The following is a 16,052-nucleotide window of genomic DNA, read 5'->3' on the forward strand; positions in this document are numbered from 1 at the left end:
GGTAACTTAGCTGCTTAATGACGTGCTATGACTTCCGTCATTGAGCAGACCGCTATCGCTTTGACCTGTGCCTGTGTTGTCTTCTGCCTGCCAGCCTCCGCCTAGTGCTTTATATAAGTCCAACATCGCTTGGCTTTTAGCCAGATTTAACTCCAGCAGTTGAGTTTGTAGCTCATTAAGTTGCAGGCGTGATTCAAGTACCCGGTCCAGGGTGGCTTCTCCGTGTTCAAAAAGCTTTGTCGCTGCGGTAACTTGGCGTCGTGAGCGATTATTTGCTTCTTGTAGCTGGTCTGCTTGTTGACGTAAGAGGTATTGGGCATGATAGGCACTGTCAACATCTGCAAGTGCTGAGAGTACTGAGTGGTCATACTCCAATAAGGCTGCTCGTAGCTTGGCATCTTTGCTGTCAATATTGGCTTGGATGCGTCCGGCAGTAAAAATAGGCAGTTGCACGCCAACACTGACCAAACTGGAGAAACCGTGCATATCAGGTAAGTCACTATCTAAGCTGATCACTCCTCCTTGGCCTAAGAAATTGATTTTAAAGCGCGGTAGTAAGTCGGCCTGCGCGCTGGCTAATTGAGCCGATGCTGCGTAAACCAACGCTTGGTTGGCACGTATATCGGGTCGGCGATTAAGGACATTGGCAGGCGTTTGTCCGCTTGGCATGGGTGGTGTTTGTGTGGCTAATAGGCGTTGTGTCGGCTTCAGTTTAAAGTGTTGTGGCACTTGGCCGATTAAGACAGAAATGCGACGTTCTGCCTCTGCCTTTTGTGCTTCTAATATGGTGCGGGCAGCCGTAGCCGCCTGGATTTGAGTTTCGATTTGTAGCCTATCGTAGGCCGTTGCTTGACCTGCCTCAAAACGACCGTTGACATAGCGTAATAAGCTGTTTAAATGCTGTATTTGTTGGCTACTAAGGCGCTGCTTTTCGCCAAAGTACATCCATTGGCTATAGTAATTCGCGATGTCTGTGCTTAACAGCATCTGTGCCGCGTGCCATTCTTCAGCGCGAGCAATGGCCCCTTGGGTAGCTGCATCAATATCCGCTTGCTTATGTCCAAAAAAGTCCGGCTCCCATGATGCCGCAAGGCCCCCACTAAGGCCGGCGGCATCTAAGCTGAGGTGCTTATCGCCTAAGTTGGTGTCGAGCGTGCCTAAAAGCTCACGAGCATCACGACCGATCGGATTACGCACGCGGTTGGCAGTGCCGATAGCCGTTGCTGTAGCCCCTACTTCAGGGCCTAGATTAGCTCGAGCAGCGCGTGCCATCGCACGGGCGCTTTCCAAATTGGCACGGGTTGCCGCTAGGTCTTTATTGTTGTTGAGGGCTAATTCAATGAGCTCAGTTAATTGCGGGTCCTCCCAACTTAGCCACCATCGATCTAAGTCAACGGCCATTGAACCCAGAGAATATTCAAAACTGTCAGGTAATTCTACATCGCTTTTTAGATTGAGATCTGTGCCTGCACAAGCTGTTAATAGGCTCGTTATGAGGATTAGGGCAAGTGGTTTGGGATTGAAGTAACTCATTGGGTCATTAACCTTGGTGTTATTAGCCTTGATTGCTTAGCATTTTTTTAAAGCGAAATAGCGCTAAGGTAAAAAATACAATGGCCATGATGCTCATATAAATTAAGTTTGGCCAAATAATATCGATGCCGGCTTGGCGATTAAGGATGTTTTGTGTGGTTTGTACAAATTGTGTTTGTGGCGAAAATAATGTCATTACTTGCACCCAATCGGGCATGCCTTCGCGAGGAGATTCGCCACCTGATAAAAGTCGCATAACCACATAAACCGGTATCACTAGTAAACCGAATTGTGGCATAGTGGGTGCGATAGTACTTAATAAAATGCCTAAGGAGCTGACTGAGAATAGGAAAATCATCAAGCTCAGTAAAAATAAAGGCACTGACCCTACCAGCGGAATTCCAAGCCATAGATTGATCACCAAATATAGGGACAAGACGGATGCGATGGTAATGACAATGGAGTTACTGATGACTTTGGCCATGGCAATTTCAAAGGCCCTTACAGGCATGACTAGCAAGTGTTCAATCGTACCACGCTCTTTTTCACGAATAATGGCTGCACCTACTAACAGCATCGCGAGCAAAGACGCATTAGACACAATTTGCATGGGTCCGGCGAACCAAGTGTAATCTGCATTGGGATTGAACAGGACCTTGGTGACCATCTCCATCGGTAGCTGAGAGAGGGGATTGCTTTGTAAAAAGTAGGTCGCTGTTTCTTCCATGACGACTTGTTGTATAAATGCAGCCCCAAGGCCGGCTTGGCTAACCGCCGTTGCATCAATGAGTAGTTGTAAGTCGGGATTGCGCTGTTGAATGAGATCTTTCTCATAATTTTCGGGAATAACGAGGATAAAGGTGTATTGACTTGTATCCATTAAGCGATCGATTTCATCTTGCTCAATCAAAACAGGCGTTTGAAAATGTGGTGTTCTTAAGGCATCAATGAGACGCCAAGAGAGTGCAGAGCGGTCTTCATTGACAACAGCTACGGCGCCATTTTTTACTTCAACTGCAATCCCTTTAGCGACAGAGTAGGTCGCGACGCTAAACATGACAACAATCAGCCCCATCAGTACATAGTCACTTAGGACACTTTTAAATTCTTTTTGACAAAGATTCCAGATATTTCTTAGCGTGATCCACATACTCTATTTCTCCTGCTTTTTTAAAAAGCTGCTGGCTAATAATAAGTAGCTAATGGCAAATGCAGCGAGAATTAAATAGTAGTTCATAAAATCAGGCCAAGATAGGCCTTTGGAAAAAGAACCGATGATGATTCTTTGAAACCAAGCGCTTGGAAACAGGTGAGCAATCCATACATTGGCCCCTTCTAATGAGGAGACTGGGGTCAGCATGCCGGAGAAGTTTAAGGATGGGATCATCGTTAAAATAGCAGAACCAAAAATAGCGGCTACTTGAGAGGTGGCAAAGCAAGAGACTAATAACCCTAGTGAGGTGGCGGCCCAAGCAATGCAAAAAGCGCCAAAGAAGAGCGCGCTGAAAGAGCCGGTAATAGGCACTTGTAGAATCAGTATAGAAATCAATAGCAAGATAAAGAAGCTCAATAATGCCATCATGATGTAGGGAATTTGTTTCCCTATCAAAAACTGCATGACGGTCGCAGGTGAACCATAAAGATTCACAATCGAACCGATCTCCCTTTCGCGGACGACACCTAGCGCAGTCATCATGGCGGGTATGAGCATCATGGACATCATCATCATGCCGGGGGCGATTGAAACAATGCTGTTAAAGGATTGGTTATAGACAAAACGTGTTTGTAATTGGGCTGCGGGACTCGTACTGTGCCCCATTTCTTGAGCTAAGTTTTGGCTATAGCCACTCATGATGCCGATGAGATAAGACTTAATGTTTTCACCTGTAAATGGCATGGAACCATCCACATAAAACGACAGCTCGGGTTGGCGCTGTTGTATGAGGTCCAAACCGAAATCTGGAGGTATCTCTACTACAAGGCGAATTTTACCAGTTTGAATAATATGTTCAAATTCCTCATCATTGTGAAGTACCATGCGCTGATTGAAGTAAGGTGAGCTGCTCAGTTGCGTGATCAGCTCTTGGCTGATTTGACTTTGGTCTTGGTCATACACCGCAAAATTAATATTGCGCACATCAAAGGTAATACCTAAGGCAGAGAAAAATACCAGAACAACAGGTCCGAGCAGCACGAACAGTAGACGTACCGGATCACGCAATAATTCTTTGTTTTCACGTACCGCAAAAGCGAGAATATTATTGATGGGGCGACTTCTTGGTTTGGCTTGTTCTTGATGGGTATGGGGCGAGTTTAGTTGTGGTTTTTCGTTGGTTAATTCGGGTGATGCATGGGCTTTGTCGTGATTTTCAGCCTCTTCTAAATAGGCAATAAACGCTTCTTCAAGATTTTCTGCGTTTTGTGCTTCGACCAGTGCTTGGGGCTTGTCTTGGGCTAAGACTTTGCCCTGGTGCATAAATGAAATACGATCACACCAACCTGCCTCATTCATGAAGTGAGTCGAGACAAAAATGGTGATCTTGTCATTACGCGAGAGGTTGATCAGATAATCCCAAAACATATCCCGGGCAGAGGGATCAACGCCTGAGGTCGGTTCATCTAAAATTAAGACTTCAGGTTTGTGCAGACATGCCGCAGCGAGTTGTAATCGTTGCCTCAAGCCCAGAGATAATGAGGAGGGCAGCTCATCTTCATAGTCTTTGATTTTAAACTTCTCTAAAGAATCCTCTACTGCAGCCACGGCGTCCTGAGTGCTTAATTGGTAAAGTTTGGCGTGCAGATCAAGATTTGCGCGAACCGTTAATTCTTCATAGAGTGAAAAGCTTTGTGACATATAACCGACCCGCATGCGGGTATTGATGTCGTTGGCGTCAGTTGCTTTGCCAAGTAACTCTGCCTTACCGGAGCTGGGTTCCAGTAGACCAGTAAGCATTTTCATGGTGGTTGATTTACCGCAACCGTTAGATCCTAGAAAACCAAAAATTTCACCGCGAGGGATCTCAAAGCTGACATTGTCTACGGCAGTAAAATCACCAAACTTTTTGGTGAGATTTTCAGCCTTAATGGCTAGTGGCGCGTCTGGATCCGCTTCAAAAGGCGGGATATTGTCAAAGTCAAAATAATAGTCGCGTTCAGGCAGCAGTTTGACGTAGGCTTCTTCTAAGGTTTTACTGTTCGTGTTTTTTAACACGTTTTTTGTGCTGTCGGCCGCCAGAAGCTTACCGGCATTCATCGCCAACAAGTACTCAAAGCGCTCTGCTTCCTCAATGTACGCCGTGGAAACAATCACCGTCATGCCTTCAGATTCTGCCTGTAACTCGTCGACTAAATCCCAGAACTGACGACGAGATAAGGGGTCAACGCCGGTCGTAGGCTCATCTAAAATCAATAAGTCCGGATCGTTAATGAGTGCGCAGCATAGACTGAGTTTTTGTTTCATACCGCCGGAGAGCTTAGCGGCTTGTCGATCTGGAAAAGGATCTAAGGCGGTGGCTTTGAGTAAACGCTCGATTTTTGCTTCACGCTCATGACTGCTTAAGCCATATAAGTTGGCATGAAACTCAATATTTTCTTTGATACTGAGGGTGGGGTATAGGTTTTTGCCCAAGCCTTGGGGCATAAAAGCAACTTTAAAGGCGTTGTCTTCACGCTCGCGGCGTATGGCGACATCATTGCCTAATACCTTGATGGAACCTTGCTGTAGTATTTTTACGCCGGCAATGAGCGATAGTAGGGTGGATTTACCTACGCCATCAGGGCCGATGAGACTGATTGTCTTACCGCGTTCAATACGTAGGCTGACATTATTAACCGCCTCGGTTTTGCCATAGTGATGACTAACACCTTCAACCTCAACGGCATAGCGTTTGTTTTCGGAAAGGTCGTGTTGATTAGACATGGCAGGTAGCGTGTAAGTTTAGCGGTTTGAGTTTAAGGTAAGCTCACCTCAAGTTCTGAGGGCCATTGCTCAGCAGTGGTTTTTACATAGCCTATCCCGGTCAACCCGCTTTTTAGGTAGTTCTGATGAACGATGGCTACCTCGGCAGGTATTTTAAGCTCGACACGGTAGGTGAGTTTTTGACGTTCTTCGCTGGTTTCCACTGTTTTGGGTGTAAATTGCGCTTGCGCTGAAATAAAACTGATTGTCGCCGGCCAAACATAATCCTGCCCATCCAGCAAAATGCGTGCTTCGTCACCCAGTCCAATCCGGCTAATACTTTCTGTAGGTAGATAAAGGTACATGCGTGTATTGCTTGGGTCGAGTAGACTCATGACCGGATGGCCGGCAGCGATCACATTACCCGGTTGGGCAAAGCGATACTCGACGATGCCGTCAACGGGTGCTTGTATCACTAAATCACGGGTGGTGGCTTGGGAAGCTTTGATTTGAGCCTCCGCCTGTTGTACCGCTGCCTCGGCTTGTGCCTTGGCCGCTTCGGCGGCCTCTACCGCTGCTTGTTGAGCATTCACTGCAATTGAACGCTTATTGAGCTCTGTTGCTGAAATTAAATTATCGCGACGCAGTGCTTTGGCGTTGTCCAGCTCCACGTGTGCTAGACGCAATTGCTCTTGGTGTGCCTTAATCTCAGCGTCTGCTTGTGCGACTGCTTTTTCAGCCTGAGTACGTTGGGCAAGGGCGGCATCTAATTGACTGTCGTACTGATCAGAAGAAAGAGTGACGAGATCATCACCTTTTGCTATGTTGTCACCTTCATCTGTGAGAACCTCTGCCACACGTCCTGCATATAAGCTGGCTACATCAATTCGTTCTAGTTGTAAGCGCCCATTGGAGCGAGCAAAACCTTCAGGCTCACGGTCTAGCTGCTGTTGGTTATAGTAATAGGCACCAGCACCAACGATGATGACTAGAATAAATAGAATAATCCAGGATTTTTTCATATGCAGATCGCTTGTTTGGTTTAGATGGCTTCAGATTCACTTTCCGCTTCGGATTCGGGTTTGATCAGGCTATTTTCAAAACGAACCATATACTCTTCAAAACTGATTTGATCACTTGCTTCAATCTCTGCCTGTGCCTCTAAAGATCGTGCAGTTTCTGCTTTATAAGCGCCTTCGACGGCTGGCGTTAAATCGATATTGCGAAGCTGTGTAGAGTGCTTAAAGCTGTTTTGCTTAGTAAACTCATTAAAGCTTAAACCACTATGTTTGACTACGTCAAGGTAGCGTGCAGAAGGTGTCAAGTTGACATCCTCAAGTTTCGCTTTTTGGGCTGCCAGTGCTTGGCTATGTGCTTTAGTTTGGTATACCTCATCAAGTAGCTCTGCATAGGGTAGTAGATTGTCCATAATCTCCAGCCCCCAAGTTTTGAGCTCTACTGTGCGCCCTAAGCGCTCTAAGGTGAGTCCGGGTTTGCGACCTTCAACCACGACTTTGCTAAAGTTTCTATCCGTTTCATCGCAGTCATCGTCTGCATTAAATAGAGGACTGTTTTCAGCGGCACAATAAACTAAGAAGGTGTCTAAGAAATAAGCCGTCTCGGGACTGATGCCCAAAGGCTCAAAAGGGTCAATATCTAAGCAGCGAACCTCAATATACTGTACGCCACGGTTAATTAAGGCGTTGTTAGGGCGCTCACCGTCTTTGGCTGTGCGTTTTGGCCTAATGCTGGCGTAGTACTCATTTTCAATTTGTAAAATACTGGTGTTTAGCTGAACCCATTCGCCATCACGGTGGGTGCCAATCTCTACGTATGGCTGCCAAGGCTTGGTAACCGCGTTGTAAATCAGAGAAACATAACTTTCGACATGGTTGTAGCAGGTACGGATATTAGATTGGGCGTCACTGGTGTAACCTAAATCGCTCATGCGTAAGCTGGTCGCATAAGGTAGGTAGAGACTATCTTCATCAAAGGCTTCTAGGCCATGGTTGCGACCCTCTAAAAAACTACGATTAACTAGCGGGGAGGCACCGAATAAGTACATTAACAACCAGCTCGCACGCTTAAAGTTGCGGATTAAGCTCATATAGCCGACTGATTGGCGCTGCTTAGGATCACTGATCGTCGGTTCTAAATGCTGCCATAGCGCCGGCGGTAGGGAAAAGTTATAGTGAATGCCGGCGATGCATTGCATGGATTTGCCATAGCGTTCGGCTAAGCCTCGACGGTAGACATGCTTTAGCATGCCGCTATTAGAGGTGCCGTAGTAGCCAATTGGAATCTGCTCTTCGGGTGGTAAGGCACAGGGAATGGACTGCATCCATAGCGACTGCTCACCAATATGTTGTAAAACAAAACTATGGACTTGCTGTAAGTCTACAAACAAACTATCAACATCATGAAAAGGCTTAGTCACCAGCTCCATCAGAGCTTCGGAGTAATCAATGGTGATCGACGGGTGGGTCAAGGCAGATCCTAGCGCTTTAGGGTGAGCGTCCAGCGCATAGCTTCCTTGTCCGTCAATGCGTAGGGCCTCTCGCTCGATACCTCTACCAATTTGCGCTAATAAGTCCTGCTGGGCTTTTATTGTTGTAAATTTAGACACAATGTGATCCTGTGAAATTCTTCAAACTAAACTAACTAAAAATAGTATTTATGCTTATGTTAGCCTTATTAGTAAAGTTCCATTGTAATTCTTTCTGTGGTTGTGGGCTTTTTGTTTTAATTTAGAGATACTAATAGTTTTTAGGAATCAACTATGGCGTGGCGTGATATTCATTCAATCAAGCGGTTTTTTAATAAAACCGTCCTGATTTCTGTGAGTTTATGTTGTGTGTTGCTATTGAGCGCATGTCAGGAGCAAGCGTGGTACACCGAGAGTGACACGGTCGATGGCTATCAGATCACGGCAGAATTTCCCTCTAAACCTTCTATTATGACACGCACTTATCAATTGCTAGCTGATGAAGTCGCTGCGCCTTTGAATATGGTGCAGTGGTTCGCTACGGATAGTGAAAATAGCTTCAATGTGAGCTACATTGTGGTGCCTAACCATCTAGATACTGATGTCGTTGTCAAGGAGTTATTACGTAGTATGACATTAAAACGAGACCCTCGTTTGGGCGTAGCGCCTGCTGAGTTTGTAGCGGAGTATGAGCAGGATTTACCGGCGATAGGTGAACCGTTTGATGTCGGGGTTAGTCTAGAGTCCAGGCACCTCAGTGCGACGGCGATGGTTGTACAAGAGGGTAATTTAGTCGTGCAGCTATATGCCGCAGGCGTGGGTAGTAATAAGAACTTCAACGATCAGCGCCAGCGCTTTTTTGAGCAGTTTAAAATTGGTGCTACAATCCCTTAATTGGGTTTTAAATTTAGCTCATCATTCGTGTTTGTGACGCCGATTTGTATGCTTGCGGGCGTCTAAAAATCCCGCTAAAAAGGTTTTCATTCATATGTCTATCAGTATTTCTCCCTCATCTGTCGGTTTAGTAAGACCGGAGTATATCTCCTTTAGTGAGCCGCTCGTATTAAGCAGCGGTCAGTCTTTATCTGAGTACACCTTAGCCGTAGAAACTTACGGCACGTTAAATGAGGACCGCTCCAATGCGGTGTTAATTTGCCATGCGCTTAATGCTTCTCACCATGTCGCCGGTATTAATCCGGACGACCCCAAGGATATCGGTTGGTGGGACAATATGGTGGGTCCGGGTAAACCGGTCGATACCAATAAGTTTTATGTGATTGGTATCAATAATCTAGGCTCTTGCTTTGGTTCTACCGGTCCTGCGAGTATTAATCCACAGACTGGTAAGCCGTGGGGGGCGTCATTTCCGGTCGTGACTGTTGAGGACTGGGTTAATGCACAAGCTCGGTTAGCCGATTATTTTGGAATCAAGCAGTTCGCTGCAGTGATGGGCGGTTCATTAGGCGGTATGCAGGCATTGAGTTGGGCAATTCAATGGCCGGAACGCGTTGAGCATTGTGTCGTGATTGCCAGTACGCCCAGCTTATCGGCGCAAAACATTGCCTTTAATGAGGTTGCTCGTCGCGCTATTACCAGTGACCCTGAGTTTCATAATGGTAGCTTCTATGCGTATGACACCGTACCAAGTGCCGGTTTGTCGGTCGCTCGTATGCTGGGTCACATTACCTATCTATCAGATGACGACATGTCCACCAAGTTTGGTCGTGAGCGTCGAAACAAGGCAGAAGACGGTCGGTACCGATATGGCTTTGATGTAGAGTTTGAGGTGGAATCTTACTTGCGTTATCAGGGTGAGAAGTTTTCTAAGTACTTTGATGCCAATACCTACCTGCTAATTACGCGCGCCTTGGATTATTTTGATCCGGCCAGAATGTACGGTGACGGTGATTTAGGCCAAGCACTTAAGCATTTAAAATCTCGCTTTTTAACCGTGTCTTTTACGACTGACTGGCGCTTTCCACCGGCGATGATGCGTGAGCTCGTGCAGGCGCTATTAAAAAATCAGCATGAGGTGACTTATGCTGAAATTGATGCGCCTCATGGGCATGATGCTTTTTTATTAAATGATTCAACCTACCACGGTGTCGTGCGCGGTTATTTTGCAAAAATTGCTAAGGAGCGTGCGCTATGACTCATGTAACTAAAGCGACCAACGCCAACGGTGCGATTCGTATTGACCTCAAGGAAATAGCTGACTGGATCCCAAGCAACAGTCGAGTCATGGACTTAGGCTGTGGTACCGGTGAATTATTGAACTACTTACAGCTTAATAAAAAAGTCACAGGTGTGGGTGTAGAGATTGATAACGAGCGCATTGTGAGTTGTGTGGAGAAAGGGGTTCCCGTCGTACAGCAAAACCTTGAAGACGGTTTGGCACTTTTTGATTGTAAGCAGTTTGACGTGGTAGTGCTGTCACAGACCTTACAAGCGATGGTTAATACGGAGCATATCCTCAAGGAAATGGCACGTGTTGCAGATTATGGCATTGTTTCTTTCCCGAACTTCGGTCATTGGACCCACTGGTGGTCTATTTTCCAAGGCCGTATGCCGGTAACAGGACAAATGCCTTATGAGTGGTATAACACACCAAATATCCATCTGTGTACGCTCAAGGACTTTGAGGATCTGGCAGCACGTCTGGGCTTATGTATTATCAAACGCTCCACATACAATAATGAAAAGCGGGTTGACTTTTTACCGAGCTGGCGTAGTTCATTAGCGGTCTACTATTTTAAAACGCCACGTGAAGTTCAGGCATCAAAGCGCTCAGCCGCCTAAAACCCAAGGAATTTCTACGTGCTTTATAAGTATATCCAACCTTACCTAAGTCCTCGCGTTTTGCCCTTGTTTTTATTAGGTATCGCGAGTGGTTTACCATTGGCTCTGTCGGGTGGTACGTTCCAAGCATGGGCTACGGTGTCCAATGTCTCCCTCCAGCACATTGGTTTTCTGACCTTAGTGGGTATGGCCTATACCTTTAAGTTTATTTGGGCTCCTTTTATTGATCGCTATGTACCGCCGTTTATGGGGCGCAGGCGAGGTTGGATGGCGTTAACGCAAATCGCTCTTGCCGTTGTTTTGGTGCTAATGGGGCTGTTGAATCCTGCAGAACATTTGTTGTTGCTGGCGCTGTTAGCTACCGTATTAGCGTTTTTATCTGCTACACAAGATATTGCGTTTGACGCGTATAGTACAGAAGTCCTAATCCCCGAAGAACGAGCAGCGGGAGCGGCGATTCGTACCTTGGGCTATCGGGTAGGGATGATAATTTCCGGTGGCTTAGCCTTAATTATCGCTCCTCAATGGCTCGGTTGGGGCGGTACTTATATGCTCATGGGTGCGATCATGGCGGCGTGTGCCGTGGTCAGTTTTTTATCACCGGAGCCTGATGAGATACAAAAGCCCCGCAGCCTTGAAGAGGCGTTCGTGCTGCCTTTTAAGGAGTTTTTCTCTCGTCCTGAAGCGTGGGCTTTATTGCTACTTATTGTGTTATACAAACTGGGCGATGCGTTTGCAGGGGCGTTATCAACCACCTTTCTGATTCGAGGTGCGGGCTTCTCGCCGGAGTTAATTGGTACCGTCAATAAAATTTTAGCGGTGATTGCGACCATTTTGGGGGCGTTGGTTGGCGGTTCACTCATGAGTCAATGGGGTACTTATCGTGCCTTGATGATTTTCGGGATCTTACAGGCAATATCAAATTTTGGTTATTATGTTGTGGCTTCTTTTCCCGGTAATGTGCCGATCATGGCGACAGCCATTGGGATTGAAAATATCTGCGGAGGTCTTGGGACGGCGGCTTTTGTGGCGTTGGTGATGGGGCTCTGCGATGTCCGTTATACTGCGACGCAATTTGCGTTACTAACAGCGCTAGCCAGTGTCGGTCGCGTCTTTTTAGCCGGTCCTTTAACACCACCGTTAGTAGAGCGTTTCGGTTGGGACGGCTTTTATTTACTCACTGTCCTTATTGCTATTCCCGGGTTGTGTTTGCTCTGGTTGTACCGCGATCGTATAAAGCGTATTGATGAAAAAAAGGTGGTGCTTGAACCTCGCCCTGCTTCTACGACGGCAGATTAAATTTCTGTCTTAGGCCTTGGGATTTACCCTTGTTATCCCGTTTTTTTGCTTCAAAATGCTTCAAAAAGTAATGACACCATTATAGAATGACGTTTAGTCTGAGCTTAAACTGTATCAATTAGCCATCGCTATGAGGTGCTATCTCTGATGTGTGAGTGCTCAGCTACATTCATTTTATCGAGGAGTATTTGAATATGAACTCTGTCGTCATCCTGATTATCGGATTGGGTTTAATGTCGCTGGGATATTTTATCTATTCGCGCTTTATATCCGAGAAAATTTTTGCTTTAGATCCTGACTTTAAAACACCTGCACATGAGTTCAACGACGGCGTTGATTTTGTGCCAACCAATAAGTTCGTGCTTTGGGGACATCACTTCACTTCCGTCGCTGGAGCAGCGCCTATTGTGGGTCCAGCAGTCGCTGTGATTTGGGGATGGTTCCCTGCCTTCTTATGGGTCGTCTTTGGGACGATTTTCTTCGCTGGTGTACATGATATGGCTGCCATTTGGTCTAGTGTGCGTAACCGCGGTCTTTCTATCGGTGCCGTTTCAGGTATTGTGATCAGTAAGCGCGCAAGAGCCTTATTCTCAGTCGTGATTTTCTTATTACTCTTGATGGTTAATGCAGTGTTTGCAGTCGTAATTGCTGGCATGATGATCAAAACGCCATCTGCTGTTGTTCCCGTGTGGGGTGCTTTAGTGGTAGCCTTCTTTATCGGTCAAGCGATTTACCGCTGGAAGCTTAATCTGCCCTTAGTGTCTTTAATTGGTGTGGTCGCTCTCTATCTTCTCATTTATATTGGTCCAATGGTACCTGTTGTCTTGCCTTCTGAGATGATGGGGTTACCGGCCAATGCTTGGTGGATTATTTTCTTATTCGTCTATGCCGCCGTTGCTTCAATCTTGCCAGTATGGATGTTACTGCAGCCTCGTGACTACATTAATGGCTTGCAACTATTTATTGGTTTAATAGTTTTATATGTTTCTTTCTTGATTTATCAGCCAGAGATAGTAGCGCCTGCTTACAATACGGATTTGCCGGCTAATACGCCGTCGATAATGCCATTACTGTTTGTGACGATTGCGTGTGGTGCGATTTCAGGCTTCCATGGTATTGTCGCAACAGGTACTACCTCTAAGCAAATTAATAAAGAAACAGATGTGCGTTTTGTTGGCTACTTCGGAGCGATGGGTGAAGGGATGCTTGCTTTAGCATCGATCTTAGCTGCAACTGCTGGTTTTGCGACCTTAGTCGATTGGCAAGCGGTTTATCACTCATTTGGTCAAGGTGGTGCTGCTGCCTTTATTACTGGTGGTGCTGCGATTATACACGAGGGTGTTGGTATCAGTCCTGAGCTTTCTGCAACGATGCTCACTGTGATGGCTGCCTTATTTGCAGGTACAACCATGGATACAGGGGTACGTTTACAGCGCTATATATTCCAAGAATGGGGTGAGCAGTACAATATCAAGACCTTGAAAAAAGGTCCACCTGCGACTATTTTTGCAGTAGCTTGCTGCGCCTTATTAGCTTTTGGTGCAGGCGGTCTAGATGGTTCCGGTGGTATGATTATTTGGCCTTTATTTGGTACAACTAACCAAATCATGGCTGGTTTAACGCTCTTGGTTGTTAGTGTGATGTTGCTTAAAGCAGGGCGTCGAGTATGGTATACATTAATTCCAATGGTGTTTTTACTCTTTATGACAGTCATCGCCTTATTGCTACAGTTAAAGCAGTTCTATGCTCAAGGTAATTGGTTATTAATTGTTTTAGATATCATTATCTTAGCGTGCTCTATTCTCGTGATTTTAGAGAGTGTTTCAACACTAAAACGTTTCTGGCCTAAAAAAGCCAGCAGCTAATTAGTTCTTTGTTTTAAATAAATATAAGCCTTGTGCTCAATCGAGCATCAAGGCTTATGTTGTCAATAGGGGGTGGTTTTATGCCTATTCGAAATAAAATCCAGGCCTTTTTAGAGGGGTTGGATGAGTTTTATCACGCACCATATCGTCGCACATTAAGTCGTGCCTATCGAGATGAGCAAGATTTATTTATGTTGATCGTCTTTGCTGAAAGTTTAGGGATACCTAATAGCATGAGCTATTACACTTTAGAGCTGCAGCCTATTTTGATGGAGGAATTTCATGAGTGGCATTTACGTATGGGGATGGAGCATTCACCTTTAGATCGTTTTGGTTGTTGTTAGTGTCGAGGGAGAAATTATGGATGAGTTATTAACTGATGTGTCCAATAAGTCAGTGATATTTGTAGGTGGTAAAGGGGGCGTTGGGAAGACAACCCATGCAGCTTCTTTAGCCACACGTTTAGCCGCTAGTGGTAAAAAAGTGTTAATTGTTTCAACTGACCCTGCTCATAGTCTTGGTGATGTTTTGCAATATCAATTAAGTGGAGAAATAACCAAGATTAATGACAACCTGTCAGCGGTGGAAATGAGTCCTCACAAAATTGTCGATGAGCATTTTTCTCAGGTCATGGATACGATTAAGGGTTATGCGATGCCCGAAATGATTTCTAAGCTGAAAGAACACCTTGAGGCGTCAAAAGCTTCGCCAGGTGCGGAGGAGGCAGCAGTATTAGAAGCCATGTGCCGTTATATTGTTGATTATCCTAAGCTAGGCTTTGAGCATGTGGTTTTTGATACGGCTCCTACGGGCCATACTTTGCGTCTACTTGAGTTGCCGAAATTGATGAATGCTTGGACCGAAGGCTTGATGAGCCAACAGGGTCGCCAGCAAAAGATGCGTGAGGCGGCTAAGCCTTTTTGGGATAAAAAAGCAGATGAGCAACCTGAGTTGATGAGTGAAGACAAAAATAGTCGATGGGCCAAAGCCCTAGATGTACTGAAAAAGCGGCAAGAATTATTCCACGATGCCGGACACATTCTTGATGATCAGTCACGTTGCAGTATCGTATTGGTGATGATTCCAGAAATGTTACCACTCGCCGAAACCCGTCGTGCAGTATATCAATTGTCACATTTTAAGATGCCGTGTCATCATTTGATTATTAATCAGGTGTTGCCTGAGCCTGAAGAAGGTAATAGTTTTTGGAAAAGTCGTTATGAGCGTCAAGCAGGGATTATTAGTGAAATTGAAAAAGACTTTCCAAAGCAAAATAGATATTATTACGGCCTACAGGCAAAAGATATTCGTGGAGTGGACGCATTGGGTAGTTTGAGTACAATTTCTTATAAAAAGGCACAATCTTAAACTGTGTTGGAGTGTGACTAGGTCGTGGCGTTTGACTTGCGACCCTATATTCTACTGGGTGCCATGTAGTTGGCGATGAGTTTTTCGAGCGCGTTGCTCCATTTTATAGAGTGTTTGCAGCTCCATGCTTTGACCGATAGAAAGCGAGCTGCTGCTTTTTAGTGCTTGCTTCATGACAATTTGCATTAGCTCAGCCGTTGCAATAGCGTCAAAGACAGCATGATGTCGAGCAGGGTTTTTGATTTGAAAATGTGAGGCCCAGAAGTCCAGACTCTGACGTTTGGTACTTATGTCAGGCAAAAAGAGGGGAGCGAGGAAAGCCACATCAAACCAGGTGTGCTGCTTTAGTTCAATGCCTAGATGCTGCCTTAGCGCTTTATCCAACATGGGTTGGTCAAAACCTACATGATAGGCAATGAGAGGAGCTTTAGCCATAAATTCTAAAAACTGCATTAAGGCCTCAGCAGGCTCAATGCCAGAGCGTTGGTCACTGTCACCAATATGGTGAATAAGGATATTTTCTTTGCTGCTACTCTCATCTTGTTTCAGGATAATTTGAAAGGACTTAGCCAGAGGGATTAAACCATTTTCTATACGACAGGCACCAATGGCGATTAGTTGATCATTTTTAAAGGAAAAACCACTGGTCTCTAGGTCAAGTACCACAAAGTCGCTTTCCATAAAGGTCTTTCTTAGGTTGGTAGTAGGCAAGGCTTGCCAAGCGCTTAGTCTACGTTGAATATCTTGACTAAGCATCGGAGCGGGTGCTTTTTTTCTAGAAAAGATAGAATGCAGTAATGACATC

13 protein-coding genes are annotated in these 16,052 nt (G+C 45.6%); 7 read left to right on the forward strand and 6 right to left on the reverse strand.

Annotated features, from left to right (window positions below; genetic code table 11):
• Positions 1-6 precede the first annotated feature (6 nt).
• The 5 genes from B092_RS0110300 to gshA are packed head-to-tail and all read right to left on the reverse strand — an operon-like array spanning position 7 to position 8,057.
• Positions 7-1,533, reverse strand: a complete 1,527-nt coding sequence (locus tag B092_RS0110300; RefSeq protein WP_018575159.1) for an efflux transporter outer membrane subunit — start codon at positions 1,531-1,533, stop codon at positions 7-9.
• Between the two features lie 22 nt (positions 1,534-1,555).
• The gene (locus B092_RS0110305) at positions 1,556-2,683 is read right to left on the reverse strand and encodes an ABC transporter permease (RefSeq protein WP_018575160.1); all 1,128 of its coding nucleotides are present in this window, start codon (positions 2,681-2,683) and stop codon (positions 1,556-1,558) included.
• A 3-nt stretch (positions 2,684-2,686) separates the two neighbouring features.
• The gene (gene rbbA, locus B092_RS0110310; protein WP_018575161.1) at positions 2,687-5,452 is read right to left on the reverse strand and encodes a ribosome-associated ATPase/putative transporter RbbA; all 2,766 of its coding nucleotides are present in this window, start codon (positions 5,450-5,452) and stop codon (positions 2,687-2,689) included.
• A 32-nt stretch (positions 5,453-5,484) separates the two neighbouring features.
• Complete coding sequence (locus tag B092_RS0110315) at positions 5,485-6,453, reverse strand: HlyD family secretion protein (protein WP_018575162.1); 969 nt, start codon at positions 6,451-6,453, stop codon at positions 5,485-5,487.
• A gap of 20 nt (positions 6,454-6,473) precedes the next feature.
• Positions 6,474-8,057: a glutamate--cysteine ligase gene (gene gshA, locus B092_RS0110320; protein WP_018575163.1), complete on the reverse strand. Its 1,584-nt coding sequence runs from the start codon at positions 8,055-8,057 to the stop codon at positions 6,474-6,476.
• Positions 8,058-8,210: 153 nt separating this feature from the next.
• On the opposite strand from gshA, the gene B092_RS0110325 reads away from it, so the two are divergent.
• The 7 genes from B092_RS0110325 to B092_RS0110355 all read left to right on the forward strand — a co-directional run bounded on the left by B092_RS0110325 (position 8,211) and on the right by B092_RS0110355 (position 15,247).
• On the forward strand, positions 8,211-8,810 hold the full coding sequence (locus B092_RS0110325; protein ID WP_018575164.1) for a hypothetical protein: 600 nt from the start codon (positions 8,211-8,213) through the stop codon (positions 8,808-8,810).
• Positions 8,811-8,904: 94 nt separating this feature from the next.
• Positions 8,905-10,068 (forward strand): homoserine O-succinyltransferase MetX, encoded by a 1,164-nt coding sequence (metX, locus tag B092_RS0110330; protein ID WP_018575165.1) that lies wholly within the window; start codon positions 8,905-8,907, stop codon positions 10,066-10,068.
• On the forward strand, positions 10,065-10,715 hold the full coding sequence (gene metW / locus B092_RS0110335; protein WP_018575166.1) for a methionine biosynthesis protein MetW: 651 nt from the start codon (positions 10,065-10,067) through the stop codon (positions 10,713-10,715). The genes metX and metW overlap by 4 nt, the downstream gene beginning before the upstream one ends.
• Before the next feature lie 18 nt (positions 10,716-10,733).
• Positions 10,734-12,014 carry an AmpG family muropeptide MFS transporter gene (locus B092_RS0110340; RefSeq protein WP_018575167.1) on the forward strand — a complete coding sequence of 427 codons (1,281 nt, stop codon included), beginning with the start codon at positions 10,734-10,736 and terminating at the stop codon, positions 12,012-12,014.
• A 194-nt stretch (positions 12,015-12,208) separates the two neighbouring features.
• Positions 12,209-13,879, forward strand: coding sequence for a carbon starvation CstA family protein (locus tag B092_RS0110345; protein ID WP_018575168.1), 1,671 nt, complete (start codon positions 12,209-12,211; stop codon positions 13,877-13,879).
• Positions 13,880-13,959: 80 nt separating this feature from the next.
• Positions 13,960-14,223 carry a cory-CC-star protein gene (locus B092_RS0110350; protein ID WP_018575169.1) on the forward strand — a complete coding sequence of 88 codons (264 nt, stop codon included), beginning with the start codon at positions 13,960-13,962 and terminating at the stop codon, positions 14,221-14,223.
• 16 nt (positions 14,224-14,239) lie between these two features.
• The gene (locus B092_RS0110355; protein WP_018575170.1) at positions 14,240-15,247 is read left to right on the forward strand and encodes an ArsA family ATPase; all 1,008 of its coding nucleotides are present in this window, start codon (positions 14,240-14,242) and stop codon (positions 15,245-15,247) included.
• A 51-nt stretch (positions 15,248-15,298) separates the two neighbouring features.
• Here the strand turns inward: B092_RS0110355 and B092_RS0110360 are convergent, their stop codons facing one another.
• Complete coding sequence (locus B092_RS0110360; RefSeq protein ID WP_018575171.1) at positions 15,299-16,051, reverse strand: 3'-5' exonuclease; 753 nt, start codon at positions 16,049-16,051, stop codon at positions 15,299-15,301.
• Position 16,052: the final 1 nt, after the last annotated feature.

Origin of the sequence: Oligella ureolytica DSM 18253, from assembly GCF_000373745.1 — a bacterium.
GTDB lineage: Bacteria > Pseudomonadota > Gammaproteobacteria > Burkholderiales > Burkholderiaceae_B > Oligella > Oligella ureolytica.